This window comes from Pseudomonas cichorii (genome assembly GCF_003700275.1).
Lineage (GTDB): Bacteria > Pseudomonadota > Gammaproteobacteria > Pseudomonadales > Pseudomonadaceae > Aquipseudomonas > Aquipseudomonas cichorii_B.
Map to the genome: position 1 here is coordinate 65023 of NZ_RBRE01000093.1, position 26793 is coordinate 91815.

At 59.2% G+C, this 26793-nt stretch carries 22 protein-coding genes; 14 read left to right on the forward strand and 8 right to left on the reverse strand.

Going from position 1 to position 26793, the window contains the following annotated elements; all coding sequences use genetic code 11:
- Positions 1 to 32: 32 nt before the first annotated feature.
- Both ALQ04_RS25230 and ALQ04_RS25235 read right to left on the reverse strand, forming a co-directional pair.
- Positions 33 to 686, reverse strand: coding sequence for a methyltransferase (locus tag ALQ04_RS25230; protein WP_122318532.1), 654 nt, complete (start codon positions 684 to 686; stop codon positions 33 to 35).
- On the reverse strand, positions 683 to 1129 hold the full coding sequence (locus ALQ04_RS25235) for a hypothetical protein (RefSeq protein ID WP_122318563.1): 447 nt from the start codon (positions 1127 to 1129) through the stop codon (positions 683 to 685). The genes ALQ04_RS25230 and ALQ04_RS25235 overlap by 4 nt, the downstream gene beginning before the upstream one ends.
- A 201-nt stretch (positions 1130 to 1330) precedes the next feature.
- Between ALQ04_RS25235 and nrdR the strand changes: the two genes are divergently transcribed.
- The 10 genes from nrdR (at position 1331) to ALQ04_RS25285 (ending at position 8485) form a co-directional block, all read left to right on the forward strand.
- Entirely contained in the window at positions 1331 to 1795 is a 465-nt protein-coding gene (gene nrdR, locus ALQ04_RS25240; RefSeq protein ID WP_025262018.1) for a transcriptional regulator NrdR, read from the forward strand.
- Positions 1792 to 2937 carry a bifunctional diaminohydroxyphosphoribosylaminopyrimidine deaminase/5-amino-6-(5-phosphoribosylamino)uracil reductase RibD gene (gene ribD, locus ALQ04_RS25245; protein WP_122318534.1) on the forward strand — a complete coding sequence of 382 codons (1146 nt, stop codon included), beginning with the start codon at positions 1792 to 1794 and terminating at the stop codon, positions 2935 to 2937. The genes nrdR and ribD overlap by 4 nt, the downstream gene beginning before the upstream one ends.
- A gap of 47 nt (positions 2938 to 2984) precedes the next feature.
- Positions 2985 to 3647 carry a riboflavin synthase gene (locus tag ALQ04_RS25250; RefSeq protein ID WP_122318535.1) on the forward strand — a complete coding sequence of 221 codons (663 nt, stop codon included), beginning with the start codon at positions 2985 to 2987 and terminating at the stop codon, positions 3645 to 3647.
- A 17-nt stretch (positions 3648 to 3664) separates the two neighbouring features.
- The gene (ribBA, locus tag ALQ04_RS25255) at positions 3665 to 4756 is read left to right on the forward strand and encodes a bifunctional 3,4-dihydroxy-2-butanone-4-phosphate synthase/GTP cyclohydrolase II (RefSeq protein ID WP_122318536.1); all 1092 of its coding nucleotides are present in this window, start codon (positions 3665 to 3667) and stop codon (positions 4754 to 4756) included.
- 130 nt (positions 4757 to 4886) lie between these two features.
- Positions 4887 to 5363 (forward strand): 6,7-dimethyl-8-ribityllumazine synthase, encoded by a 477-nt coding sequence (ribE, locus tag ALQ04_RS25260; protein ID WP_122318537.1) that lies wholly within the window; start codon positions 4887 to 4889, stop codon positions 5361 to 5363.
- Positions 5360 to 5857 carry a transcription antitermination factor NusB gene (nusB, locus tag ALQ04_RS25265; protein ID WP_122318538.1) on the forward strand — a complete coding sequence of 166 codons (498 nt, stop codon included), beginning with the start codon at positions 5360 to 5362 and terminating at the stop codon, positions 5855 to 5857. The genes ribE and nusB overlap by 4 nt, the downstream gene beginning before the upstream one ends.
- Before the next feature lie 18 nt (positions 5858 to 5875).
- On the forward strand, positions 5876 to 6841 hold the full coding sequence (gene thiL / locus ALQ04_RS25270) for a thiamine-phosphate kinase (protein WP_122318539.1): 966 nt from the start codon (positions 5876 to 5878) through the stop codon (positions 6839 to 6841).
- Entirely contained in the window at positions 6838 to 7347 is a 510-nt protein-coding gene (locus tag ALQ04_RS25275) for a phosphatidylglycerophosphatase A (RefSeq protein WP_122318540.1), read from the forward strand. Before thiL ends, ALQ04_RS25275 begins: the two co-directional genes overlap by 4 nt.
- A 104-nt stretch (positions 7348 to 7451) precedes the next feature.
- Positions 7452 to 8069, forward strand: a complete 618-nt coding sequence (gene ribA / locus ALQ04_RS25280) for a GTP cyclohydrolase II (RefSeq protein ID WP_122318541.1) — start codon at positions 7452 to 7454, stop codon at positions 8067 to 8069.
- A complete protein-coding gene (locus ALQ04_RS25285; RefSeq protein ID WP_122318542.1) occupies positions 8066 to 8485 on the forward strand; it encodes an MFS transporter in 420 nt (139 codons plus the stop codon). The genes ribA and ALQ04_RS25285 overlap by 4 nt, the downstream gene beginning before the upstream one ends.
- Positions 8486 to 8539: 54 nt before the next feature.
- On the opposite strand, the gene dxs is transcribed toward ALQ04_RS25285, so the two are convergent.
- From dxs to metC, 4 genes are all read right to left on the reverse strand, one after another.
- Positions 8540 to 10435, reverse strand: coding sequence for a 1-deoxy-D-xylulose-5-phosphate synthase (gene dxs, locus ALQ04_RS25290; protein WP_122318543.1), 1896 nt, complete (start codon positions 10433 to 10435; stop codon positions 8540 to 8542).
- Positions 10436 to 10583: 148 nt separating this feature from the next.
- Complete coding sequence (gene ispA, locus ALQ04_RS25295) at positions 10584 to 11471, reverse strand: (2E,6E)-farnesyl diphosphate synthase (protein ID WP_122318544.1); 888 nt, start codon at positions 11469 to 11471, stop codon at positions 10584 to 10586.
- Positions 11468 to 11710 carry an exodeoxyribonuclease VII small subunit gene (locus tag ALQ04_RS25300; RefSeq protein WP_122318545.1) on the reverse strand — a complete coding sequence of 81 codons (243 nt, stop codon included), beginning with the start codon at positions 11708 to 11710 and terminating at the stop codon, positions 11468 to 11470. Before ALQ04_RS25300 ends, ispA begins: the two co-directional genes overlap by 4 nt.
- Before the next feature lie 124 nt (positions 11711 to 11834).
- The gene (gene metC, locus ALQ04_RS25305) at positions 11835 to 13007 is read right to left on the reverse strand and encodes a cystathionine beta-lyase (RefSeq protein ID WP_122318546.1); all 1173 of its coding nucleotides are present in this window, start codon (positions 13005 to 13007) and stop codon (positions 11835 to 11837) included.
- Between the two features lie 198 nt (positions 13008 to 13205).
- Here metC and ALQ04_RS25310 point away from each other — a divergent pair, with 198 nt between their 5' ends.
- Positions 13206 to 14198 (forward strand): YhcG family protein, encoded by a 993-nt coding sequence (locus ALQ04_RS25310; protein WP_122318547.1) that lies wholly within the window; start codon positions 13206 to 13208, stop codon positions 14196 to 14198.
- A gap of 132 nt (positions 14199 to 14330) precedes the next feature.
- Here ALQ04_RS25310 and yghU read toward each other — a convergent pair whose 3' ends face one another.
- Both yghU and ALQ04_RS25320 read right to left on the reverse strand, forming a co-directional pair.
- On the reverse strand, positions 14331 to 15164 hold the full coding sequence (gene yghU / locus ALQ04_RS25315; RefSeq protein WP_122318548.1) for a glutathione-dependent disulfide-bond oxidoreductase: 834 nt from the start codon (positions 15162 to 15164) through the stop codon (positions 14331 to 14333).
- Between the two features lie 71 nt (positions 15165 to 15235).
- A complete protein-coding gene (locus ALQ04_RS25320) occupies positions 15236 to 16132 on the reverse strand; it encodes an EamA family transporter (RefSeq protein ID WP_122318549.1) in 897 nt (298 codons plus the stop codon).
- A 309-nt stretch (positions 16133 to 16441) separates the two neighbouring features.
- On the opposite strand from ALQ04_RS25320, the gene ALQ04_RS25325 reads away from it, so the two are divergent.
- The 3 genes from ALQ04_RS25325 (at position 16442) to ALQ04_RS25335 (ending at position 26789) form a co-directional block, all read left to right on the forward strand.
- On the forward strand, positions 16442 to 16822 hold the full coding sequence (locus ALQ04_RS25325; protein ID WP_122318550.1) for a hypothetical protein: 381 nt from the start codon (positions 16442 to 16444) through the stop codon (positions 16820 to 16822).
- Positions 16823 to 16879: 57 nt separating this feature from the next.
- Positions 16880 to 17380, forward strand: coding sequence for a DUF5625 family protein (locus ALQ04_RS25330; protein ID WP_122318551.1), 501 nt, complete (start codon positions 16880 to 16882; stop codon positions 17378 to 17380).
- Between the two features lie 622 nt (positions 17381 to 18002).
- Positions 18003 to 26789: a calcium-binding protein gene (locus tag ALQ04_RS25335; RefSeq protein WP_183142275.1), complete on the forward strand. Its 8787-nt coding sequence runs from the start codon at positions 18003 to 18005 to the stop codon at positions 26787 to 26789.
- The last annotated feature ends 4 nt before the right edge of the window (positions 26790 to 26793 follow it).

Genomic DNA, 26793 nt, shown 5'->3' on the forward strand with positions numbered 1-26793 from the left:
GCGAGTATCAGGCCAGGACCTGCGGCACTCGTTCAGCGCTGCGCGTGATACAGGCTGACATCCCGAAACTCATGCGGCTCGGCCAGGTCCGGGAGGGTATGGGCATGCAGCATTGCCAGGCGCCGGTAAGCTGCATGCCTGAAGTCGCGCACGCGGGAGTCCGCGACCAGGGCCTGTTGGCCACAGCTGAGAAACTGATCCAGCAACGGCAGGTTGGCGCGGTCATACAGCACATCGGCGACCAGAATCAGATCGAACCGATCGGCCTCGGCAAAAAAGTCTGCCGAATAGTTCAGTTGTACGGCATTGAGTTCGGCATTGGCCTGGCAGGCGGCCAGCGCCAGCGGGTCCAGGTCACAGGCGACCACTTCGGCAGCTCCGGCTCTGGCTGCGGCAATGCCCGCAACACCGGAGCCGGCACCGAAATCCAGTACGCGCTTGCCTGCGACCCACTGCGGCTGTTTGGCCAGAAAGCGCGCCAACGCCAGACCGCTGGCCCAGCAGAAACTCCAGTAGGGCGGTTCTTCCAGAATGCGGCGGGTTTCGTCAGGGCTGAAGGCGCGATCCATATTGTCGGCGTCGATCAGCCACAGCTTCAGATCGGTGCCCGGCAACTCGGTGGCGACCAGTCGTGCGTCGCCCAGCAGTTGGCTTAGCTCCTGCTGAAGTTGTGCCGGTGCAATCATGGCGCGCTGACGAGTTGCAACTGTCCCAGGGCCTGAGTGGTGGGCTGCTCGATCCGCAGCGAAGGCAGATGCAGAATCAGTTGCCCGGACTTGCTGGCGCGTCCGCGCAGTTCAACCCGCTCGCCAATGGGAAAGGCTTCCGGATTGAAGCGCAACTGGAAGGGCAGCGACTGGCCGTTGCCTTGCAGCTTGGTGCTGGTCAGCAGTTTTTGCGGGCGGCCACGTTCGTCGATCACCAGCACCGCCAGCTCGACTTCTGCGCCGGCAGGTACGCCCAGCAACTGGCCGCTCAGTTCCCGCTGATGCGGCAGCAGCGGGCCAGGGCCGGCAGGCAGCTTGGCGGCTGCGACTGGTTTGGCGGGAGCCGGTGGTGGAGCTTCGGTGCTGCTGCAGGCGCTCAGCAGGCCGATGAGCCCGAGCAGGAAAAAGGGGCGTAGCGTCATGAACGGCTCCAACAAAAACAAAATAAAAAGGCTCATAGAGGCCGTGATGCAGTATTACCGAATGCAGGCAGTTTCACATCGTTCTGATGCATCTTTATACAGCATGATCGAGGCGCAGCCAGCCTCCGAGAGCAGCCGGAGTCTTGTCTTGCCTGCGGGATGCGCTACCATGGCGCTCCCTCTTTATTGTTGCCTGCCACCATGCACTGTCCCTTCTGCGGTGCCAATGACACCAAAGTCATCGACTCACGCCTTGTCGCCGAAGGCGAACAGGTACGTCGCCGTCGCGAGTGCCTGGCTTGCGGTGAGCGTTTCACTACCTTTGAAACCGCCGAGCTGGTCTTGCCGCGCCTGATCAAGCAGGACGGCAGTCGTCAGCCTTTCGACGAAGAAAAGCTGCGTGCCGGCATGCAGCGGGCTCTCGAAAAGCGTCCGGTGAGCGTCGAGCGCCTGGAAGCGGCCCTGGTGCACATCAAGCACAAGCTGCGCGCAACCGGCGAGCGCGAGGTCAAATCCCTGGTGGTTGGCGAACTGGTCATGACCGAACTGCAAAAGCTCGATGAAGTGGCGTATATCCGCTTCGCTTCGGTCTACCGCCGCTTTCAGGATCTCAATGAGTTTCGTGAGGAAATCGAGCGTCTTGCTCGTGAGCCGGGTAAAGAATGAGTGCAGCGTTGACTGAGCAAGGCGCTCTGGATGCCCATTACATGGCCCGTGCGCTGGAACTGGCGCGCAAGGGCATTTATTCGGCACATCCCAACCCCCGCGTCGGTTGCGTGATTGTGCGCGATGGCCAGATCGTGGGCGAAGGCTGGCATGCACGGGCCGGCGAGCCGCATGCCGAAGTGCATGCCTTGCGCCATGCGGGCGACAAGGCCCGTGGTGCAACGGCTTACGTCACTCTCGAACCCTGCAGCCATCATGGGCGCACGCCGCCCTGCGCCGATGCTCTGATCAATATCGGTGTCGCCCGCGTAGTTGCAGCGATGCAGGATCCCAATCCTGAAGTCTCCGGCCGCGGATTGCTGCGCCTGATGAATGCCGGCATCGCGGTTCAGTGCGGTGTGCTGGAAGCCGAAGCGCGGGCGCTGAACAAAGGTTTTCTCAAACGGATGGAAAAAGGCCTGCCGTATGTGCGGGTCAAACTGGCCATGAGTCTCGATGGCCGCACGGCAATGGCCAGCGGCGAAAGCCAGTGGATCACCGGCCCCGAGGCCCGTTCGGCGGTGCAGCGGCTGCGGGCGCAATCGAGCGTTGTCCTGACCGGTGCCGACACGGTGCTGGCCGACAAGGCCCGTTTGACCGTACGTCCCGACGAGCTTGGGCTGAATGCCGAATTGACCGCCCTGGCCGCCACGCGCCCGCCGTTGCGGGTACTGATCGACAGCCGCTTGCGAGTGCCGCTGGATGCGCCTTTCTTTCAGGCGGGCAGTGCGCTGGTCGCCACCCGTGCAGCGGCGTCGGCGCGGGTTCGCTACCACGATGAAGGTCACGAAATGCTCGCCCTGGCTGACAGCTCAGGCCATGTGGACCTGCGCAAGTTGCTGGTCGAACTGGCGGCCCGTGGCGTCAATGACGTGCTGGTCGAGGCAGGGCCACGTCTGGCCGGTGCGTTCACCCGGCTCGGGCTGGTCGATGAGTATCAGATTTTTATCGCGGGCAAGTTCATGGGCTCCACGGCCCGGCCGCTGCTCGACCTGCCGTTGGCGCAAATGAGTGAAGCCCTGGAACTGAAGATCGTAGAAATGCGCGCAGTCGGTAATGACTGGCGAGTCATTGCTCTCCCTGTTCCGGCCAGCGGCGTATAATTCCCGGCTTTCGCTTAGCGCGCAGGCCTTGTTCTCCCGGAGGACCCATGTTTACCGGCATTATCGAATCCATCGGCAGCATCCGCGCCCTGACCCCAAAAGGCGGCGATGTCCGCGTTTACGTGGAAACCGGCAAGCTCGATCTGAGTGACGTCAAACTGGGCGACAGCATCGCGGTCAATGGCGTGTGCCTGACCGCCGTTGAATTGCCTGGCGACGGTTTCTGGGCCGACGTCAGTCGCGAAACCCTGACCGTCACCGCTTTCGTCGACCTCAAGGCCGGCAGCCGGGTCAACCTGGAGAAGGCCCTGACGCCTACCACGCGACTGGGCGGCCATCTGGTCAGCGGCCACGTCGATGGCGTAGGGGAAATCGTTTCCCGTGAAGATAACGCCCGCGCTATCCAGTTTCGGGTGCGCGCTCCCCGCGAGCTGGCCAAGTACATTGCCCACAAGGGCTCGATCACCGTCGACGGCACCAGCCTGACCGTCAACTCGGTCAATGGCGCCGAGTTCGAGCTGACCATCGTGCCGCACACCCTGGCCGAAACCATCATGGCCGACTACCGCCCGGGCCTTAAGGTCAATCTGGAAGTGGACCTGCTGGCGCGCTATCTGGAGCGCCTGTTGCTGGGCGACAAGGCCGCCGAGCCGAGTCACGGCGGCATCACCGAAAGCTTTCTGGCCGAGAACGGCTACCTCAAATCCTGAATTGAAGGGGGTGCCGAGTGGCGCTCAACACGATCGAAGAACTGGTTGAAGACATCCGCCAGGGCAAGATGGTCATCCTGATGGATGATGAAGACCGCGAGAACGAAGGCGACCTGATCATGGCCGCCGAATGCGTCAAGGCTGAACACATCAACTTCATGGCCAAGTACGCCCGTGGCCTGATCTGCATGCCCATGAGCCGCGAGCGCTGCGAAACCCTCAAGCTGCCGCTGATGGCACCGCGCAACGGCTCGGGTTTCGGCACCAAGTTCACTGTATCGATTGAAGCCGCCGAAGGCGTGACCACCGGCATTTCCGCGGCTGACCGCGCCCGCACGGTACAGGCGGCTGCCGCCAGGGACGCCAGGGCCGAAGACATCGTCAGCCCTGGCCACATCTTTCCGCTGATGGCCCAGGCTGGCGGAACCCTGTCGCGTGCCGGTCATACCGAAGCGGCCTGCGACCTGGCGCGCATGGCCGGTTTCGAGCCGAGCGGAGTGATCTGCGAAGTGATGAACGACGACGGCACCATGTCCCGTCGCGCCGAACTCGAAGCCTTTGCCCTCGAACACGACATCAAGATCGGCACTATTGCCGATCTGATCCACTATCGGATGATCCACGAACGTACCGTTCAGCGGATTGCCGAGCAGCCAATGGACAGCGAACTGGGACATTTCAACCTGGTGACCTATCGCGATTCCGTCGAAGGCGACGTTCACCTGGCGTTGACGCTAGGCAATATCTGCGCTGAAGAACCGACCCTGGTGCGTGTCCACAACATGGACCCGCTGCGCGACCTGCTGATGGTCAAGCAGCCGGGGCGCTGGAGCCTGCGGGCCGCGATGACTGCGGTTTCCGAGGCTGGCAGCGGCGTGGTGTTGCTGCTCGGTCACCCGCTGGATGGCGATGTACTGCTGGCCCATATCCGCGAAACCGCCGGACAACAGGTCATCAAGACGCCGACCACTTACAGCACTGTCGGCGCCGGTTCCCAGATCCTGCGTGACCTCGGTGTGCGTAAAATGCGCCTGATGAGTTCACCAATGAAGTTCAATGCGATATCCGGTTTCGATCTGGAAGTTGTAGAATACGTGCCCTCCGAATAAATACCGGCAGGTTGGTCTGTGCTGACGCTCACGTTTTGCATGTTCCGGCCTGGCAGTTCCGATTCGTGGCCTACAATCCCTGACAGTCCGCCCCAAGGCGGGCTTGCTCTTTAATACGAGACTCACCCGAATGACCTTGAAGACCATCGAAGGTACCTTCATCGCCCCACAAGGCCGCTATGCCTTGGTAGTTGGCCGTTTCAACAGCTTCGTCGTGGAAAGCCTGGTGAGCGGCGCCGTCGATGCCCTGGTTCGCCATGGCGTGAGCGAAAGCGACATCACCATCATCCGTGCACCGGGTGCTTTCGAGATTCCGCTGGTTGTGCAGAAAGTTGCCCAGCGCAAGGAATTCTCGGCCATCGTCGCCCTGGGCGCGGTGATCCGTGGCGGTACTCCACACTTTGAATACGTGGCGGGCGAGTGCGTCAAAGGCCTGGCTCAGGTTTCCATGGACGCTGGCGTGCCGGTCGCTTTCGGCGTACTGACTGTCGACTCCATCGAGCAAGCCATCGAGCGCTCCGGCACCAAGGCCGGTAACAAGGGCGCTGAAGCTGCACTGTCTGCCATTGAAATGGTCAGTCTGCTGTCGCAGTTGGAGGCCAAGTGATTTCCGACGATAGCGATCAGTTCAACCCGCGCGACGCCAAGTCTCCCGAGGCCGCCAAGGGCAAGAGCGCCAAGCGTCGCGAAGCGCGTCAGCTCGCGACCCAGGCGTTGTACCAATGGCACATGGCAGGTCACTCGTTGAACGAAATCGAGGCGCAGTTCCGCGTCGATAACGATTTCAGCAACGTTGATGGTGCTTATTTCCGTGAGCTGCTGCACGGGGTTGCCACCCACAAGACCGAAATCGATGTCGCCCTCAAGCCTTGCCTTGACCTGACCATCGAAGAACTCGATCCGGTCGAGCTGGCGGTGCTGCGTCTGTCCACCTTCGAGCTGCTCAAGCGCATCGACGTGCCTTACCGCGTTGTGATCAACGAAGGCATCGAGCTGGCAAAAGTCTACGGTTCCACCGACGGCCACAAGTTCGTCAACGGTGTACTGGACAAGCTGGCGCCTCGTCTGCGTGAAGCTGAAGTGAAGGCCAACAAGCGCTGATCGGCGCCTGTACCTCACATGGGTGAATTCGAGCTGATCCGCAATTACTTCGCTGCCGCGCCCTGTGCGCAGGGCGGCGAAGGGATTGCCCTGGGGATCGGCGACGACTGCGCGCTGCTGGCGTTGGCGCCCGGCGAGCAGTTGGCGATTTCCACCGATACGCTGGTGGCCGGGGTGCATTTCCCCGACGCCTGCGATCCCTTTCTGCTTGGCCAGCGCGCCCTGGCGGTATCTGCCAGCGATCTGGCGGCCATGGGCGCTCGTCCTGTGGCCTTCACCCTTGCCCTTACCCTGCCTCAGGTCGATGCCGCGTGGTTGCAGGCCTTTGCCCAGGGCCTGAACGTGATGGCACAGAACTGCTCACTGGGGTTGGTTGGTGGCGATACCACACGCGGGCCATTGAGCCTGACGCTGACGGTATTCGGCGCCGTGCCCGGCGGGCAGGCGCTGACTCGCAGCGGGGCCCGTGAAGGCGATCTGCTGTGTGTCGGCGGTGCTCTGGGCGATGGCGCCGGGGCCTTGCCCCTGGTCCTCGATCAGCGCCGGGCCGCGCCGTCGATTGCCGAGCCTCTGCTGGCGCGTTACTGGTCGCCACAACCGCAATTGGCGCTGGGACAGGCGTTGCGCGGCAAGGCGACTGCGGCACTGGACATCTCCGATGGCCTGCTCGCCGATTGTGGCCATATCGCCCGGTCGTCGGGCGTTCGCCTGTTGGTCGAGCGCGACCGGCTGCCAATGTCCAGGCCCTTGCTAGAGTTGTTTGATCTGCCCACGGCTCAACAGGTTGCGCTCAGTGGTGGCGATGACTATGTGCTGGCCTTCACGCTGCCGCCTGAGCATCTGTCGGGCCTGCTCGATGCAGGCTGGCCGGTGCAGGTGATCGGTCGGGTTGTCCATGGGCAGGGTGTTGCGCTGATGGATGCCGATGGGCAGGAAATAACGCCTGTCGCTCAGGGCTATCAGCATTTTCGGAGTGAACCGTGAAAGACAAGCCCGAACAGGTTTCGGCCGAGTTTGTACCACCGTCGGTGTGGACCAATCCCTGGCATTTTCTGGCCTTTGGTTTCGGCTCGGGCACCTTGCCCAAGGCCCCTGGAACCTGGGGCTCGATAGTCGCCCTGCCGTTCATCCCCTTGTGGCAGATGCTGCCGGGCTGGGGTTACTGGCTGATGCTCGGCATTACCATGCTGTTCGGCTTCTGGCTGTGCGGCAAGGTCGCGGACGATCTTGGGGTACACGACCATGAAGGTATCGTCTGGGACGAAATGGTCGGGATGTGGATAACCCTCTGGCTGGTCCCTGAAGGCTGGGTCTGGTTGCTGGTGGGCTTTGTGGTGTTTCGCTTTTTCGACATCCTCAAGCCATGGCCGATTCGCTGGCTGGACCGGCATGTCCATGGTGGCGTCGGAATCATGATCGATGACGTCCTGGCCGGCGTTTTTGCCTGGTTTTCCATGCAGGGACTGGTCTGGGCGTGGGGATTGATCTAGCTTTTTGATATGAATGGGTGAGAATTCAGCCTAAGCGTCTCCAGGAACGTGCTGTTACAATCAGCCCTTGCGAATTTCCAGTCTTCTACTACTAGGAGCACACGGTGCCCGTCGTATTTGTCGCCGCTTCCAAGCTGCCCACCCCTTTTGCACAATTCACCATGAATGGCTTTTTCGAGTCGGAAACCGGGCGCGAGCACGTGGTTCTGAGCCTGGGTGATATTGCCGATGGTGCTCCTGTTCTGGGCCGGGTGCATTCCGAATGCCTGACGGGCGATGCCTTGTTCAGCCAGCGTTGCGATTGCGGCTCTCAACTGGAAGCAGCCCTGCGCGCCATCGCGACCGAAGGCCGCGGTGTGCTGTTGTATCTGCGTCAGGAAGGTCGCGGCATAGGCCTGATGAACAAGATCCGGGCCTACGAGTTGCAGGACGGCGGCGCCGATACCGTCGAAGCCAATGAGCGGCTGGGTTTTGCAGCCGATCAGCGCGATTACGCGATCTGCCTGCCGATGCTGCAACATCTGAAGGTCGATTCCCTGCGACTGATGACCAACAACCCGCGCAAGGTCAAGGCATTGACCGAGATGGGCATCAAGGTGGCCGAGCGTGTGCCGCTGCACACCGGCCACAACCCGCACAACAAACTGTATCTGGCCACCAAGGCCGGCAAGCTGGGACACATGATGGGCAATGAGCACCAGAGTGAGGTCGATCCGGCGTGAACCGCAACAATGTGCGCAGACGCATGGCGCTGGCCTGGTGGCAGCAACTGGGCCTGAGTCTTGCGCCATTGTTGGTGGTGTGTCTCTTTCTGGATACTCGCGAAGCGTTGATTCACATGTTGGCGATGCCGTTGTTCATCGCTGGCGTCGCCTCGATGTTCCTGAGTCTCAAGCCATTCGGTGCCTTCAAGCGTGCCTTGATTGCTACCCAGGCCGCGCTGGACACGCCCGAGGAAACCGCCGCCTGGCTCAGGCTGGCGGCCACTCGGCGGATTGCCTTTCTGTTCGCCGGTATTCCCGCCTGGGTTGCCGCAGGCGCCTTGTTCATCGGGCTTGAGCCGGTACCGGTGTTCCTGCTCGCGCTCTCTACCGTGGCCCTGTTCTACCTGTACCGGATTCCTCCGCAGTTGGGATAAACCGTTCAGGCACAAAAAAGGCGCTCATCGAGCGCCTTTTTGTTGGGTACCGTATCAGCCGCCGATCAACGCCAGTCGCGCATTGATGGCCGCTTCGATCCCTTCGGCATCCAGACCGCATTCGGCAAGCATCTGCGCCGGCTTGGCGTGCTCGACATAAATGTCCGGCAAGCCAAGATGCAATACGGATTTCAGGATGTTCTCCCGCGCCAGAAACTCGCTGACCGCCGCGCCTGCGCCACCCATGATGGCGTTTTCTTCGATGGTCACCAGCAACTCATGACTGGCTGCCGCTTCGCGGATCAGGGCTTCGTCCAGAGGTTTGACGAAACGCATGTCGATCACGGTGGCATCGATTTTTTCCGCGACTTCCAGCGCATCGCTCAGTTGCACGCCAAATACCAGCATGGCAACGCCCTGGCCCTGACGACGGAGCACGCCCTTGCCGATCTCGACAGGCTCCAGGCCATTGTCGATCACGGCATTCGGGCCGGTGCCGCGCGGGTAACGCACTGCTGCCGGACCTTCGTACAGGTAACCGGTATTGAGCATCTGGCGCAGTTCGTTTTCGTCGCTCGGCGTCATCACCAGCATGCCGGGAATGCAACGCAGGTAAGACAGATCGAAACTGCCCGCGTGGGTCGGGCCGTCTTCACCCACCAGGCCAGCGCGGTCGATGGCGAACAGCACGTCGAGGTTCTGTACTGCGACATCGTGGACCAGTTGGTCATAGCCGCGCTGCAGGAATGTGGAGTAGATCGCCACTACCGGCTTGCTGCCTTCACAGGCCATGCCAGCGGCGAGGGTGACCGCATGCTGCTCGGCAATCGCGACGTCGAAGTAGCGACTCGGGAAGCGTTCGCTGAACTCGACCAGATCCGAACCTTCTTTCATGGCCGGGGTAATGCCCACCAGCCGCGAGTCGGCCTTGGCCATGTCGCAGAGCCACTGACCGAATACGCCGGAATACTTCGGCCCGCTGGCCTTTTTCGGTGCGGCGGGCGCATTCAGCGGGTCGAGCTTGGTGATGGCGTGGTAGCCGATCGGATCGACCTCGGCCGGCGCGAAGCCTTTGCCTTTCTTGGTCACCACATGCAGGAACTGCGGGCCCTTGAGGTCGCGCATGTTGCGCAGGGTGGCGATCAGGGTCGGCAGGTCGTGGCCATCGATCGGGCCGATGTAGTTCCAGCCCAGCTCCTCGAACAGGGTGCCGGGGACCAGCATGCCCTTGGCGTACTCTTCGGTGCGCCGTGCGATTTCCCAGGCACCGGGCAGGCGCGACAGCACTTTCTTGCTGCCTTCGCGCATGCTGGTGTAAGTACGACTGGAAAGGATCTTGGCCAGATAGTTCGACAGCCCGCCGACATTGCGTGAGATCGACATATCGTTGTCGTTGAGGATCACCAGCATGTCCGCGGCGACTTCCGGCGCATGGTTCAGCGCCTCGAAAGCCATGCCGGCGGTCAGGGCGCCATCGCCGATCACCGCGATGGACTTGCGGTCGACGCCTTGCAGTCGGGCGGCAATCGCCATGCCCAGCGCGGCACTGATGGAGGTGCTGGAATGGCCGACGCCAAAGGTGTCGTACTCGCTCTCGCTGCGGCGCGGGAATGCGGCAACGCCGTCCTTCTGGCGCAGGGTGGACATGCGCTGGCGGCGACCGGTGAGGATCTTGTGCGGATAGGCCTGATGACCGACGTCCCAGACCAGGCGGTCATCCGGGGTATCGAACACATAATGCAGGGCGATGGTCAGCTCGATGACGCCAAGGCCGGCACCGAAATGCCCGCCGGTCTGCCCTACGGAGTAGAGCAGCTCCAGGCGCAGTTCATCGGCCAGGGTTTCCAGCTCGGCTTCACCCAGACGGCGCAGGCCGTCCGGTGTATCTGCACGGTCGAGCAACGGCGTAACCGGGCGCTCGCGGGGAATCTCTTTGAACGTCGTGGGCATCAGGCGAATCGTTATTAGTAAAAGAGGCGGCAGTTTACCTTATGCATCGCAAGCTGCCCATGAAGTGCATCTGCAGATACGCAGGTGTGATAAATCAGACCGGATTTTGCAGGGTTGATTCAGCACGCCTGACGTTCGGTTGTCGCTGTCAGTTGCGGCGCTCGACGATGTAACGCGCCAGTTCGCGCAGCGGCTCTGCGGCTGCGTCGAAAGGTCGCAAGGCATTCAGTGCCTGGTCGCGCAGCTCCAGCGCATAGGCCTTGGCCGCTTCCAGGCCCAGCAGTGCGGGGTAAGTCGGTTTGTCGCGGGCAATATCAGCACCCTGGCGTTTGCCCAGGGTTGCGGTGTCGCTTTCCACGTCGAGAATATCGTCCTGCACCTGAAAGGCCAGACCAATGGCGCGGGCATAGACCTGCAGGGCATCGAGTCGCGAAGCATCGGCGTGGCCGCTGGCCAGTGCGCCGAGGCGGACGCTGGCTTCGATCAGCGCGCCGGTCTTGTGCCGGTGCATGAACGCCAGCGCTGCCTGATCGAGCTTCAAGCCGACCGAACCCAGATCGATGGCTTGTCCGCCGACCATTCCGGCAGGGCCTGCGGCCTGCGCCAGAGTGCTGACCATCTGCAAGCGGGTTTCGGCATCCCGTGAACTCAGGCGCGGATCGAGCAGGGCGCTGAACGCCAGGCTTTGCAGGCCGTCACCGGCCAGAATCGCGCAGGCTTCATCGAAGGCTTTGTGGGTCGTAGGCTGGCCGCGACGCAGATCGTCGTCGTCCATGGCTGGCAGATCGTCATGCACCAGTGAATAGGCATGAATCAGCTCGACCGCACAGGCCGCGCCATTGGCATCCTCGGCAACGCCGCCCAGCGCTTCGCAGGCTGCGTAAGCCAGCAGTGGACGGACACGTTTGCCACCATTCATCACGCTATAACGCATGGCCTCATAAAGGCGGGTCAGCTCCGGGCTCGGGGCAGTGAACAGGCCATCGAGTGCCGCGTTGACGCGAACCTGGCTTATGGCCTGATAGCTCGCGATCATTCGGGTTGTTCCGCATCGAAGTGCTCTTCGGCCAGTTCGCCGTCGCGCTCCAGCAACACCTGGACCTTCTGCTCGGCCTGAGCGAGGGCATTCTGACAGTCACGTGTCAGGCGCACGCCTTGCTCGAAAGCGGTCAATGAGTCTTCCAACGACAGCTCGCCGTTCTCCAGACGCTCAACCAGCGTTTGCAGATCGGTAAGGGATTGTTCGAAATCCAGTGCAGCTTTCTTGCGGGCCATGGCGGCATTCCCGGTGCAGGTTAAACCGGCGCGACACTAGCAGAGCCGCAGCCGTGGGGCAAACGCTTGAGCGAGCTGAGTGGCTGGCCATGCGCTTCTGTTTATAGGTGACTCGCTGAAAACATCAGTTCAGCGCGGCGGCAAATCCGGCCTTGAGGTCTTCGATCAGGTCATCCGGGTTTTCCAGGCCGATCTGCAGGCGCAGCATCGGCAGGCCTTGTTCCCGCGCGCCATAGTGATCGACCTCGGACACCAGGCTTTCAAAGCCGCCCCATGAGTAACCGACCCCGAACAGCTTCAAGGCTCCGACAAAACGGTCCAGCACCTGACGATCGGCAGTCTTGAACTCAAAACTCAGCAAGCCGTTACAGCCATGGAAGTCCCGCTTCCAGATGGCATGTCCGGGATCTTCCGGCAGAGCGAGATACAGCACGCGAGCCACTTGCTCATGGCTCTGCAGCCATTGCGCGATTTGCAGGGCATGGCGTTCGTGCATCTGCATGCGCGCCGCGAGACTGCGGGCGCCACGCAGAACCAGATAGGCATCGTCGGGGCTGACGGTATTGCCCACGGCGGTGTTCATGGTCTTGAGGGTTTTCCAGTGCGCTTCGGTGGTGCTGACGCTGCCCATCATTACATCCGAGTGCCCGGCGATGTATTTGGTCAGCGCCATCAAGGAAATGTCCGCGCCCAGTTCCAGCGGCTTGAACAGCACTCCCGAACCCCAGGAGTTATCCACAGCCAGCAGCAGATCATGTGCCTTGCACAGCCGCGACAGAGCGGGCAGGTCGCACATGTCAAAGGTCAGCGAACCGGGGACTTCGGCGTAGATCATTCGCGTATTGGGTTTGATCAGTGATTCGACATTACTGCCATCGGCGGCGTAGAAATCGAACTCGATATTGAATGCAGTCATCCAGGTCCTGACCAGTCGCCGGACCGGACCGTATACCGCCTCGGTGATCAGCACATGCTGGCCCGGCTGCACAAAGGCCTGAAACATCTGCGCCGCTGCCGCCAGACCGGTTGAGTACAGGCAAGTGCCGTGGGCGCCTTCAAGTTCGGATACCAGATCCTGCAAGGCAAAGGCTGTCGGATTGCCATTGGCGGCATAGGTCAGCGAACGATCCGGCCCGGCGGTCCGTGCTTCAGCCTCGCGCAGGCTCTGCAGGCTGTCGAACAGCACGGTGCTCATACGCACTACTGGCGGATTGACCGCAATGCCCGGCCCGCTGCTGGCGCTCCGGCCAGATTGGGACAGCGCAGTCTGGGCGAGCGGGTCTTTGTCTTGGGGCATTGCGGGGCTCCGAACTACCTGGAAAAAGGGATTTCAGCTTGCCGGACAGCGGAGGCACAAGATTCAGAAGCATCCTGCATACAGCCTGCCGTCACGGGTGATTATCATGCGCTGCCTCTTGTATTTGAACGATATAAGAGGTGGCTTGTGAGCAATAGTACGACGTCTGTTCAGCCCGAGGGGTATAGCGATTGGTTAATGTCGCTCAAGGGCGATATCAAAAGGGCGCGGCAGCGTGCGGCTCTGGCGGTGAATAGTGAGCTGGTCATGTTGTATCACCGGATTGGGCTGGATATCCAGAAACGGCAACAGAATCAGGGTTGGGGAGCAAAAGTTATCCAGCAATTGGCTGATGATTTGAAAGATGCCTTCCCTGATATGCAAGGCTGGTCTGCCAGCAACCTTAAATACATGCGTTTTTTTGCACAGCATTGCCCTGATGGTCAATTTGGTCAGCAGCCTGCTGACCAATTACCCTGGTTCCACATCGTAACCCTGCTGACCAAGCTGAATAACACCCCGGATCGAGAATGGTATGCGGTGCAGGCCGTGGAGCATGGCTGGTCGCGCAGCACGCTGGAAGCCAATATCAAGAGCTGCTTGCACCTGCGTCAGGGCGGGGCCGTCTCCAACTTCGATATGCACTTGTCCTCCGATGACTCGGCTCTTGCCCGGCAAGTATTGAAAGATCCGTATCTGTTTGATTTTCTTGGCCTGGGTAATGACGCTCGGGAGCGAGAGATCGAGAATGGACTGATTCAGCACATCACCCGTTTCCTGATGGAGTTGGGGGCAGGTTTTGCATTTGTAGGGCGTCAGTTTCGGCTGGAAGTGGCGGGTGACGAGTTCTTCATCGACTTGCTGTTCTACCACACCCGGCTCAAGTGCTATGTGGTGGTAGAACTCAAGGCCAAATCATTCAAGCCCGAGCACGCAGGGCAACTGAGCTTTTATCTGGCCGCGGTCGATGCGCAGATCAAGGCTGAGGATGACAAGCCCACCATCGGTCTGTTGCTGTGCCGACAGCACAACCGTCTGGTCGCGGATTACGCTTTATCCGGCTTCGGTAAACCCATGGGCGTCGCGGAATATCAGTTACTGCGAGACTTGCCGGAGACACTGACACAAAGTCTGCCAAGTATTGCCCAGATCGAAGCAGCCTTGTCGGATGAGCTGGACACCCTGAAGTGATAATGCCGATCAGTTGAGGCACAAACAAAACTGATCAGCATTAAAAATGTAGGGGCGGATTTATCCGCGATACGCCTGTAGATCCAAAGAAAATCTATCGCTCTCACGGGACTCTCGCGAATAAATTCTCTCCTACAAATCAGACGCCTGATGCCGCTCTGGAACCTGATCCGCTTCATCGCCCCATGTGCGATTGACCTTCTTGCCGCGTATCACGGCTGGGCGTGCAGCGATCTCTTCGGTCCAGCGCAGCAGGTTCGGGTATTCATGCACGGACAGGAACTGCGCAGCCGAATACACCTGGTTCTGCACCAGCGCGCCGTACCATGGCCAGACTGCGATATCGGCAATGGTGTAGGTATCGCCGGCCAGATAGCGGCTTTCTCCAAGGCGACGGTCCAGCACATCGAGCTGACGTTTGGCCTCCATCGCGAAACGGTTGATGGCGTACTCGATCTTTTCCGGTGCATAGGCATAGAAATGCCCGAACCCGCCGCCCAGATACGGCGCTGCGCCCATCTGCCAGAACAGCCAGTTCAGGGTTTCCGTCCGGCCTGCGTGATCGCTGGGCAGGAAGCTGGAAAACTTCTCCGCCAGATACAGCAGGATCGACCCGGACTCGAACACCCGCACCGGCGTCTCCTGGCTGCGATCCAGCAGCGCAGGGATCTTGGAGTTGGGATTGACCCCGACAAAGCCGCTGGAGAACTGATCGCCTTCCGAAATCTTGATCAGCCAGGCGTCATACTCGGCACCGCTGTGCCCAAGTGCCAGCAACTCTTCCAGCAGAATGGTGACCTTCACCCCGTTGGGCGTGGCCAGCGAATACAACTGCAGCGGATGCTTGCCGACCGGCAATTCCTTGTCGTGGGTGGGACCGGCAACCGGGCGGTTGATATTGGCGAAGGTGCCGCCGGATGACGCAGGCTGCCAGACTTTTGGAGGCGTATAAGAAGTATTGCTCATGCGGGAACCTCGGAATGTTTGAGGACGATCGTTTCGACCGGTGACGCTGCCCGTTGTTCATGAATCATCGGTCAAGCCAGAGGACGGCTGCGGCCAGTGAACAAGGCGTTGCGGATGCGTTGCCCGTAAAGACCGACGGCCAGGCCCGACACGATAAGGCCCACGGCAACGATTTTCATCGGCGACAGGCTTTCATCGAAAATCATCACTGAGCCCAGAATCCCGAATATAGGCACCAACAGTGACAGCGGCGCAACGGTGGATACCGGGTATTGCTTGAGCAGCGAGTTCCAGACCCAATAGCCGAACAAGGTGTTGGGGTAAACCTGAAACAGGATCGATAGAACGGCACGGTGGTCGATCTGGTTGAACAGCGCAGAGTAGCCGCTGGTGCCGTTGACGATATAGTCGAGCAGGAAAAGCGGGATCGGCGAAAACGCGCTGGACCAGACCACAAAGGCAAATACCTGCGGGGTATTGGCCTTTTTAGTGATGATGTTCGTGACACTCCAGGCCGCCGCGCCCAGCAGTACCAGCATCAACCCGGCCGCAGTGACCGAGCCATCCGCAATAAAGATGATGCTCAACAGCCCGCACAGCGCAACGCCAATCCCTGCAAGCTGGTAGCGCGTGATGGTTTCCTTGAACACCCAGGCCCCCAGCAACATCGTGAAAAACGCACTGAACTGCAACACCAGCGAAGCAATCCCCGCCGACAGCCCGGACTTGATCCCCAGATTGACGACACCCCAAAGACCTATGCCGAAAATCAACCCGTAACCGATGATGTAACGCCACGCGACATCAGGTTTGGGAATGAAAAAGATCGCAGGCAGCGCACAGAGCGTAAAGCGCAGACCTGCAAGGATGAACGGATCAACTGAGGTCAGGCCAAGCTTGATGACCGAAAAATTGAGGCCCCAGATAGCGGTAATCAGGATCGCGAGGAACAGGTGGCGGAGTTTCATTGAAGGAGACTTCCTGGTCGGGTGTGGCGTGCGAGTTATCTAGAACCGCAGGTTGAAGCACACGAACCTGTCCGGTTTCTTGTGGCCAGAAAGGTTTATGCCTGAAAAATGGGTTATTTGCCTGTTTTACGAACAAAAAACTTAACTTGCAGGATTGTATCGCCATCGTTACATTTGCTGGCTATGTGCCTTTTCGGTGCAGGAAACCCAAGTAGCGACGCTTGATCGACGATGGCGCAGACGTACGTCGGTCGCTTTTTGGAGCCCAACTGAAGGGCTGCGGTTGTAAGCGCAGGGAGCGGGTTACTAATGGATGAGTTCAGAATTTTTCTCGCAGGCCTGGATATCTATATTTATCTAGGGTTGTTGCTTTCAACTTTTATGGCTATCAAATATAAGCCACAACATGCGGCCTCTCTGTTTATCTGGGGCTGCAGTGTTCCGCTTTCTGCTTTTTGCTATCTGGTCTGGGTTTATGGCATCGGTGGTAGCTGGAACTTCGTGACGTTCCTTATAGAAAACTTTGCGTTTTCACAGGCCGGGTGGCTTGGAGGCGCTTTGGCTTTTTTCGGGTGGCTGGTCAGCGCACGTTATTTGAAAAAAATCGGGCTGTGGATAGCCAGAGTGTCGGTTGTTTCGCATGGTTTGTTTTTGATGGTGATTTTTGTTTTTGAGCGCGATTTTTCATGAGCAATTTATCGTTGTTATGGACCGGGTTTGCTCACCAATGGGAAGAAGGAGTCAAGTGTGTCTTTCATTAAAAATTTTTTCGCTCTCTTTTTGTCGGGTTTCCTTGTGGGTTGCTCAAGTCCGGTGTTGATAGTCAAGCCTGTCAATCTTTCTTTGGCCAATCAGAAAGTCTCTGCGCAGTTTCGCGTGGCTGAGCGTGGTGGCTATAGAGTTGCTCTGTTATTTGTGTGGAGTGAAAAAGCCTCCGATATCGATCATCAGAAAGCAGTATGGGGCGGCGGGCTTTATAACGAGGGCGGTGTTCCCATTCCTGTCCATTTGCGTGTTCTGAAAGATGGTCAGTTGTTTTTTGATGAGGTTTTAGTCACCACGGGCATTGACTCGGGGCAGGCATTTGAGTACGAGGGTAAATACAAGTCTACGCAGGTCAGAGATATAAAGCATTTTGCTCTTCTCCCTGGGGATTACACGGTCGAAGTTTCGACGGTGGATAAAGTTGACGCATTCCGTGGTACGGAAGGGTACGTAGAGTTTTCTTACTACAGCCCCAAGATTTAGATTTTTAAAATAGCGAAAGGACTCTAAGACGGTGGAAAAGAGCTACAGTGTTACTTACAAGGTTGCTGGTGTTGGTGCCGACTATGTTTACCAACAGGATAAAAGCGACCATAAAGCGGGCGATCTTCATGATTCGCCCGGTGGGCACATGTGGTACAGCGTAAGCGATGGCGTAGCCAGCAAGAGCTTCGGGTTCGCCTCGAGGCTTGATGAAATGTTCGGGCCTGGTCAAGTCGTCATGGATGATGACAGCGCGTACCAGGAAACTCTTTATGAGGTTACCGTCAAGCTGACAGAGTCGCAGTACACGGCCCTGATGAATTTTTCCAGTAATCCGCCAGCAGGTGGTTTCGATTCAGCGACATACAATCTGTTGACTAACAGCTGTGTTGATTTCGTATACGCCTCGTTGAAAGTCCTTGGCTACAACCCGAACGATGAACAGGGTGACCTTTTTCCAGGTAACAATCTGGACAATATCGAAGCGCTTTTAAATGGTTTTGGCGCAGAAATAATCCGTGGAGACATGGCGCGAGGCGGAGTTGTATATGACGGCAGTCAGAGCAGCTTGTGGCTGAATTCCAGTGACCTAAGCGGCGGTATGGCAAACAATGATTTCTCATTGAATACCGATCTTGCATCTGGGATCAAATACAAGGAATCCGTTGATCACGATGCCGCAGCCGCTGAAGTTGCTCAGGGCCTGATCAACAGTGGTGGCGGCTGGAACCTGAGTTACGACGCCAACAAGCTCAATCTGAATCAGTATCAAGGCAACTGGATCAACAATACGTTTACCAACGCAGCAACGCAGATTCTGGCGGACGGTTATCGCCCGGGTAATGTCAACACCGTCAAGGACGTATTTGATTTCAGTCTGCGTAACTCAACCCAAGGTATGACCTATGGCAGTACTTTGGCCGCACTTTTGAACTCGGGCGATGCAAGTGCCCGCGTGACGTTACCGACGGATCCGCTGGTGTTGGACCTGAATGGTGATGGCGTAAGGTTGACGGATTACCTCGGTGCACCGGTACTGTTTGATGCCGACAACGATGGCGGCAGCCTGGAAGAAACGGGTTGGGTAAGCCCTGAAGACGGCATCGTTGTTGTAGACGCCAACGCCAATGGCAAGATCGACAATATCAGCGAAACACTTTCCGAGTATTTCGGTGGGGTAGCGGGCAAAGACGGCAATGCCGGAGAAAAACGTTTCTCGAACGGATTTACTGCCTTGGCGAGCCTGGACAGTAACGCTGACGGTGTTTTCGATAACCGTGATGATGCCTGGTCGAGTGTCAAAGTCTGGGTCGACGCCAACCACGATGGAAAGAGCTGGGATGATGCCAATGGTAATGGCTCAGTGGACGCCAATGAAAAGAGCGAACTGAAGTCATTTGCAGAGCTGGGTATTACCCGGATCAACTTGAACAGTGTGGCTCAAAGCGGCGAAGTGCGTGACGGTAACGAAGTTCTCGCACGAGGAACCTTTGTTCAGAACGGCGTGAGCAAGGAAGCCATTGCCGCCAACTTTCTGGCCAACCCCAATGGTCATGTCTTTACCGCAAACGGCACAGGCACTGTGATCTCTACGCAGGGTGGAGGTAACGTCTCTCCTGTGAGTGGTTATGCCTCTTCTTCCACAACGGGTGAACACATCGATGTGGCATCGAAGGGCGTAACCAATGCGACTGGCGGCTCGGGCAATGATGTGTTGCAAGGCGATGCCCAGACCAACTGGCTGGCCGGTGGCCAAGGTAGCGATACGTTCTATGGTGGGGCCGGAGACGATGTTCTACTGATCGATGGCGACGACCTGTCCGAGAATATCCATGGAGGAGATGGCACCGATATCGTTCAGGTTCTGGGCGATAAAGGTGTTTATCTGAATCTGGCAGATGCCGGTGTGGAGATTGCCCAGGGCGGTCGTGGCAATGACACCTTCATCGGCGGCGGGTCCAGCACGGTTTATATGCGCGGCGGCGACGGCGATGATGTACTCATCGGTGGGTACGCCAATGATGCGTTGTCGGGTGAGGATGGTAACGACGTCATTCTGGGTGGAGCCGGCAACGATGTATTGCGCGGGCATCGTGGCAACGACCGAATTCAAGGCGGCCAGGGCAACGACCTCATCGACGGCGGTCAGGATGACGACAACCTCAAAGGCGGCGCCGGTGACGATGTGCTGATCGGCGGTGCGGGTGATGACGTGATCGATGGCGGAGACGGCCTGGACGTCGTCGAGCTGTCTGGCGACTTTGCCGACTACCGTCTGACACGAACGGCAGAAGGCGTCTGGATCAGCGACACCGTGGCCGGTCGCGATGGTACCGATTTCCTGCAGAACGTCGAAAAGGTCAACTTCAGAAACCTCAAGCTGGTAGAGATTCCGAGCGCTACCAGCGAAGGCATCGAGAACCCGCTGCTGGTCAAGGATGTCCTGAGCAACGACAAGGCCGGTGCCGCTTTTGAGCGCAGCAGTGCGCATCTGATCGGCAAGGAGCAACTGCTGCAGAACGACATCGACTGGCAACATGATGCGCTGCACATCACCGGCCTGTTCGATGTCGTGGGCGGCACGGCAAGTGTGACTCAGGCGGGCGATGTGCTGTTTACGCCGGATGCAACCTTTACCGGCATCATGGGCTTCAAATACACCGTCGCCGATGCCAAGGGCAATGAAGCCGGTACGGTCGTCAACATGGGCACCGGCGAAAGCGCGACGATGCGCGCCGCGGTTTATCTCAAGACTACCGATCTGCCTGACGACCCGCTGGTGACCGATCAGTGGTATCTGTCCCAGGCCAATATTCTTCCGGTCTGGAAGGATTACACCGGTAAAGGCGTCAGGATTGCCCAGATCGAAACCACCAGCCCTTTCGGTACGACCAAGGAAATTCTCGATTACCGTCATGCCGACCTGAAAGACAACATCGACAAGAACTGGCTGGCCAATGCCACGCCGGGGCAGATGGCGGGCGAAGGCAGCGGCGGGGTGTTCAGCGATCACGCCACGCTGGTGGCCGGGGTGATGGTCGCCTCCCGCAATGGCGAAGGCAGTGTGGGTGTGGCTTATGACGCCACGATTGCCGGTTACTGGGTCAATAAAGACGACTTCAGCACCATGTCCCGCATGCATGAATATGACGTGGTGAACAACAGTTGGGGAAGTAGCATTCCTTTCGACCTGAAGTTTTCCCCGGCTCAACTGGGATTGATGCCGACGCCGCATTTCAAGGCCTTGCAAGAGGGCCGCGATGGCCTGGGGACCGTGATTGTCACGGCTGGCGGCAACGACCGGCAGCAAGGCGGCAATGCCAACTACTCGAACGTTTCCAACAGCCGCAGCAGCATCGTGGTTGGCGCAATCAATGCCAGCACTGACCTGGGCGCATTGCAGTTCGGTGGGCAGCCGTTCTCCAGCCCGGGTGCGAGCATTCTGGTCAGTGCGCCTGGCTCGAACGTGACCTCCACTTCGCGTCTGGTGCAGAACGACAATGGCTCCACGTTTGGTGCCGATACCAGTGTTTCGCAGGGCACCAGCTTTGCTGCGCCGATTGTCTCCGGCATCGTCGCGCTGATGCTCGAAGCCAACCCTGAGCTGGGCTATCGCGACGTCCAGCAGATCCTGGCGCTTTCAGCACGCAAGGTAGCCGACCCTGCAACGTCCTGGCAGGACAACGGCAGCCAGAACTGGAACGGCGGCGGCATGCACGTCAGCCACGACTATGGTTATGGCGAAGTCGATGCCCGCGCGGCGGTGCGTCTGGCCGAAACCTGGAATACCCAGCAAACCTTCGGCAATGAATTCAGCCTGACCCAGCCTTTGGACTCGGGCACGCTGAACCGCGCCATCACCGATGGACAAGGTGCAGGGATCAGCCATTCGCTGGCCCTGGGTAATGTCGATATCGCTATCGAGCATGTTGAAGTCAAAGTCAGCCTGACGCATTCCAGGCCGGGTGATCTGATCCTCAAACTGATCTCGCCGTCCGGTACTGAATCCATCCTGATGAACCGCCCGGGCAAGGCGCCTGGCAGCGCGGCGAGTGATCGTGGCAATGCCGACTTTGCTGGCGCATCAACCCTGAACTACGTTTTCGACACCGCACTGCTGCGCGGCGAGAAGGCTCAGGGCAACTGGACGCTGCAAGTCATCGATACGGTGACCGGCGACACCGGCACGCTCAATAGCTGGAGCATGAACGTGTACGGTCAGGGCAGCACGTCCGACGACCAGTACATCTACACCAATGAATACGCGCAGTTGGCCGCTGCAGGTGGACGCAATGTGCTCAATGACACCGATGGCGGCGTAGACACGATCAACGCCGCGGCGATTGCCAGCGCCAGCGTTATCGACCTTTCCAAAGGCCAGGCGACCCTGGCCGGAGCCCGGTTGACCATTAGCAATCCAGGCCAGATCGAAAATCTGATCGGCGGTGAGTTTGGCGACACGCTGACCGGCAACGCGGCGGATAACCATCTCTCGGGTGGGCGCGGCGATGATCTGCTGTCGGGCGGTGCCGGTGTCGATACGCTGATCGCCGGGCAGGGCAATGACACCCTGAGCGGCGGCGCCGATACCGACTACTTTGTGATCGACAAGAACGCGGGCGACGTTGATACCCTGACCGACTTTGTCATCGGCACCGACCGCATCGTCCTGTCCGGCTTCGGTCCGGATGTGTATTCCACGATGGGCATCATCCAGCAAGGCGCGGACACCCGCTTGACGCTGGGTGACGGGCAAGCCCTGTTGCTGAAAAACGTTCAGTCTCAGGGCCTGACGCTGAGCAGTTTCGTGCACGTGCCGGATGGCGTGAGCCTGAGCCAGCTGGAGCGTTATTCCGGCTTCGGTTTCGGGCTCGACGGCACGGTGACCGAACGAATCCTGCCGGACACCAGCAATGGCTTCCTCTACTGGACCAACGATGGCGGCGAACGCGTCTTCGGTGGAACGGGAGCCGACGTGATCTCCGGCGGTATGGGTGACGATGTGCTGGTTGGCGAAAGCTCTACGGCTTCCACTGTCGGCGGCAACGACACCTTGAACGGTGGCGAAGGCAACGATGTGGTGCGCGGTGGTGCTGGCGATGACGTGCTGTACGGCGGTGCCGGGCTGGATTACCTCGGAGGCGATGCCGGTAACGATGTGATCTACCTTGAGGGCGATCACGGCATTGCTGACCACGCGAGCACCACGTTGCTGGCTCCGAACATCAACCTGGGCGGTGCAGCTACGCACACGGGTGCCTCGGTGGCAGGCGGTGCCGGGAATGATCGTTTTGTCGTGGTCGAAGACCTGCGGGCGAGCGCTTCGCAGGGCATCATGGCCAACCTGATCGACGATTTCGAGGTGGCCAATCCGGCCGAGAAAATTGACCTTTCCCAAATTCGTGCGGTGAGCAGCTTTGCCGAATTGAACTTCAGTTCCGTGACGGTGGATGGCGAGCAATACCTGCGAGTCTGGCTGGGTGCGATGGCCAGCGGCAGCCAGTACCTGACCCTCAAAGGCGTCACTGCCAATCAATTGTCCGCCGCCAATTTCATTTTTGGTCAGGGCGCTGCGCAACCCAAAGTGCTGCTCAGCGGTACTGCTGCCAACGATCTGCTGATCGGCGATGCGGGTGGCAATACCCTCGATGGCGGTGCCGGTGCGGATACTCTGGAAGGTCGTACAGGTGATGACACCTACATCGTCGACAACGCCGGTGATGTGATCAAGGAAGTGGTGGGCGGTGGCTATGATCTGGTCAAGTCCAGCGTCAGCCATACCCTGGCCAATGAAGTCGAATCCCTGCAACTGCTGGGCAATGCGGCGATCAACGGCACCGGCAATGGTTTGGCCAACCGCTTGGTGGGTAACAGCGCCGACAACGTGCTGGACGGTGCCGGTGGCTCCGATGTATTGATCGGCGGCCTGGGCAACGATACCTATGTGGTTGATGATGGCTCCGACCGCATCGTCGAATCGCAAGGCGAAGGCACCGATACGGTCAACGCCTCGGTTTCCTTCACGTTAGCCAGTAACCTGGAAAACCTGAACCTGACCGGCACTGCCAACATCAATGCCACGGGCAACAGCGTCGACAATATCCTGCGCGGCAATATCGCCGATAACCGCCTCGACGGAGCGCAAGGCGCCGACCTGATGATCGGCGGGCTGGGCAATGACACCTACTTCGTCGACAACCTCGGCGATGTCGTCATCGAAGATGCCGATGCAGGCAGCGACAAGGTCATTTCCACGATCGACTACAGCCTGGCGGCGAATGTCGAGATCCTGAGTCTGTCCGGTTCGGCCTTGAATGCCACGGGTAACGCGCAGGCCAACGAACTGTTCGGCAACGAACACAACAACCGCCTGTACGGCAGTGCTGGCGATGACTTCCTGCAAGGCGGCAAAGGCAATGACCGCTACGTGTTCGGCGTCGGCCATGGCCAGGACTCGATCAATGAAAGCCTGGATGCCAGCGGTGGCGTGGACAGCATCGTGTTTGAAGCGGGCATCAATGAACGCGACGTTGCAGTCGATCACTCGGCGCAAGGCATGGTGCTGCGCCTGAACGATGGCCAGCAGATCATCTCAGGCTGGACCGCTGACCGCGGGCATAGCATCGAGCGCATCGAGTTTGCCAACGGCACCGTCTGGAACACCGCAACAATGGCGACCCAGGCCAACCGCGCACCGACCCTGACGCAGGAGATTGCCGACCAGAACGTGGCAGAAGACAGCGGCTTCGTCCTGACCCTGGCAGCCAACGCCTTTGTCGATGCGGACAGCGGCGACTCCCTGAAACTGAACGCAACCCTGGCCGATGGCAAACCTCTGCCCGCGTGGCTGAGTTTTGATGCCAGCAGCCGTACCTTCCGTGGCACGCCCGATAACAGCGCGGTGGGTAACCTGTCGATTCGCGTCACGGCAACCGACAAGGCCGGTCTGTCCATCAGCGACAGCTTTGAGGTCAAGATCAGCAATACCAACGACGCGCCGACCCTGACCAGGGCCGTTGTCGATCAGGCCGCAACGGCAGGCACTCTCCTGAGCTTCGCGCTACCGGCAAGCACTTTCACCGACGTGGACGTTGCGGATACCTTGAGCATTACCGCTCAATTGGCCGATGGTCAGGCGCTTCCGGCGTGGCTGAAATTCGATGCGGCCACCCGGACTTTCAGCGGTACGCCCGCAAGCCTGGGAACCGTTTCGGTCAAGGTTTCGGCCACGGATCTTGCTGGCGCAGTGGTCAACGATGTGTTCGATATCGTAGTAGACGCACAAACCGGATTGTTCACTGGCACCCAAAGCGGCGATTACCTCAATGGCGATGCGCTGGCCAACACCATCAATGGGCTGGGCGGTGACGACACCCTTTATGGCCGGGCTGGCAACGACGTATTGAACGGCGGCGATGGCGCCGACTGGCTGTACGGCGGTGATGGCAATGACATTCTCGATGGTGGCGCGGGCAATGACAGATTGTCGGGTGATGCGGGCAATGACACGTATCGCTTCTACCGCGGCATGGGGCAGGACACGATCAACGAGTTCGACTCGACCACAGGTAATGTCGACACCATCAAGGTTGCAGCAGGCATCGCTCCCGGCGATGTCAGCGTCAAGCGTGACAGGACCGATATCATCCTTTCCATCAACGGCACCAGTGACTGGATGAAGATCTACGACTACACCAGTTCCAGTTATCAGGTGGAGCGCGTCGAGTTCGCCGATGGAACCGTCTGGTCCGTGGCTGACCTCAAGCGCCTGTCGCTGGTCGTGGCCAGCGAAGCCGCTGACACAATCTACGGCGACGAGACGGGCGAACGCCTCGACGGGCTTGGCGGCAATGACCAGTTGTACGGTCAGGCCGGCAACGATGTGCTCATCGGTGGCGCTGGCAATGACATGCTCGATGGCGGCATGGGCATTGATACGCTGGATGGTGGGGCGGGCAACGACACCCTGTATGGTGGCTCGGGCAACGATATCTATCTGTTCCAGCGTGGGGGTGGCCAGGACCAGATCAATGATCGCGACTGGACGTCCGGCAACCTCGATGTGATCAGGCTGGCGCAAGGCATCAGTCCGAGCGACATCAAGGCTTCGCGCGTGGGCGACAACCTCGAACTGGCGATCATCGGTACATCGGACAGAATCACCGTTCGCGACTGGTTCTACTCCACCGATTCGCAGATCGAGCAGGTGCAATTCGCGGACGGCACAGTCTGGGATGTGACCGCCCTCAAGGCCATGGTCAAAGGTGTGGCGAGCGAGGGCAACGATGTCCTGCAAGGTGAAGAGTCCATCGCCGACGTCCTCGACGGGTTGGGCGGTGACGACACGCTCTACGGGGTTTCGGGCAACGACACCCTCAATGGCGGCGCTGGCAACGACAAACTCTATGGCGGAGCCGGAGCAGACATTCTCGATGGCGGTGCCGGTGATGACAGCCTGTATGGCGATGCAGGCAACGACACCTACCTGTTCTATCGCGGCGCCGGGCAGGACTGGATAAGCGACTACGACAACTCGGCCGGCAACCTGGACGTGATCAAACTTGCCGAAGGCCTCAAGCCAGCCGACATCCAGCTCAGCCGTAGTCTGAACGATCTGTACATCGGTATCGCCGGAACCAATGACAGGCTGACGGTTTCCGGATGGTTCTCCAATACCGCGAACCTGATCGAACAGATCCAGTTCGCCGACGGAACTACCTGGAATGCCAGCACCATCAAGACAATGAGCAACGGCACGGCCTCTCAAGGCAACGATGCAGTGTACGGCGACGATGTTCTTGATGACGTGATAAACGGCTTTGGCGGCAACGACAAACTGTATGGTCTGGGCGGCAACGACACCCTGTTGGGTGGTGCTGGCGACGATGAACTGAACGGTGACGCAGGCAACGACATTCTGTTGGCCGGTGCCGGAAATGATGTCGTGTACGGTGGATACGGGGCGGACACCTTGAACGGTGGCGCTGGCAATGACCGGCTGTATGGCGATCGCGGCAACGACCTTTACCAGTTCGAGCGCGGCGGCGGCCAGGACGTCATCGACGATTTCGACCCGGATGCCAACACCGACGTGCTGCAATTCGGTGACGGTATTTCTGTCGACCAACTGTGGTTCAGCAAGAATGGCTGGGATCTGGAAGTCGGCGTTATCGGCACGACTGACAAGGTGACGGTATCCAAATGGTCGTTCTGGGGCGAAGGCTCTTGGGAGCATTCCCAACAGATCGAACAATTCCGCACCGCCGATGGCAAGACCCTGATGGCTGGCCAGGTTGATCAACTGGTAGAAGCCATGGCGGCTTTCGCGCCTCCTGCGCCGGGAGAAGTGAAACTGTCGGAAAACTATCAGGCCTCGTTGAATGCGGTGATTGCTGCGAACTGGCAGTAAGGTT

Excerpts from the sequence above, each read along its gene's own strand:
- thiL (WP_122318539.1), top strand. The coding sequence starts at position 5,876 with ATGGGTGAATTCGAGCTGATCCGCAATTACTTCGCTGCCGCGCCCTGT.
- nrdR (WP_025262018.1), top strand. The coding sequence starts at position 1,331 with ATGCACTGTCCCTTCTGCGGTGCCAATGACACCAAAGTCATCGACTCA.
- ALQ04_RS25325 (WP_122318550.1), top strand. The coding sequence starts at position 16,442 with ATGGATGAGTTCAGAATTTTTCTCGCAGGCCTGGATATCTATATTTAT.
- ALQ04_RS25320 (WP_122318549.1), bottom strand. The coding sequence starts at position 16,132 with ATGAAACTCCGCCACCTGTTCCTCGCGATCCTGATTACCGCTATCTGG.
- ribE (WP_122318537.1), top strand. The coding sequence starts at position 4,887 with ATGACCTTGAAGACCATCGAAGGTACCTTCATCGCCCCACAAGGCCGC.
- ispA (WP_122318544.1), bottom strand. The coding sequence starts at position 11,471 with ATGATCGCGAGCTATCAGGCCATAAGCCAGGTTCGCGTCAACGCGGCA.
- dxs (WP_122318543.1), bottom strand. The coding sequence starts at position 10,435 with ATGCCCACGACGTTCAAAGAGATTCCCCGCGAGCGCCCGGTTACGCCG.
- ribD (WP_122318534.1), top strand. The coding sequence starts at position 1,792 with ATGAGTGCAGCGTTGACTGAGCAAGGCGCTCTGGATGCCCATTACATG.
- ALQ04_RS25310 (WP_122318547.1), top strand. The coding sequence starts at position 13,206 with ATGTCGCTCAAGGGCGATATCAAAAGGGCGCGGCAGCGTGCGGCTCTG.
- yghU (WP_122318548.1), bottom strand. The coding sequence starts at position 15,164 with ATGAGCAATACTTCTTATACGCCTCCAAAAGTCTGGCAGCCTGCGTCA.
- metC (WP_122318546.1), bottom strand. The coding sequence starts at position 13,007 with ATGCCCCAAGACAAAGACCCGCTCGCCCAGACTGCGCTGTCCCAATCT.
- ALQ04_RS25230 (WP_122318532.1), bottom strand. The coding sequence starts at position 686 with ATGATTGCACCGGCACAACTTCAGCAGGAGCTAAGCCAACTGCTGGGC.
- ALQ04_RS25250 (WP_122318535.1), top strand. The coding sequence starts at position 2,985 with ATGTTTACCGGCATTATCGAATCCATCGGCAGCATCCGCGCCCTGACC.
- ALQ04_RS25300 (WP_122318545.1), bottom strand. The coding sequence starts at position 11,710 with ATGGCCCGCAAGAAAGCTGCACTGGATTTCGAACAATCCCTTACCGAT.
- ALQ04_RS25235 (WP_122318563.1), bottom strand. The coding sequence starts at position 1,129 with ATGACGCTACGCCCCTTTTTCCTGCTCGGGCTCATCGGCCTGCTGAGC.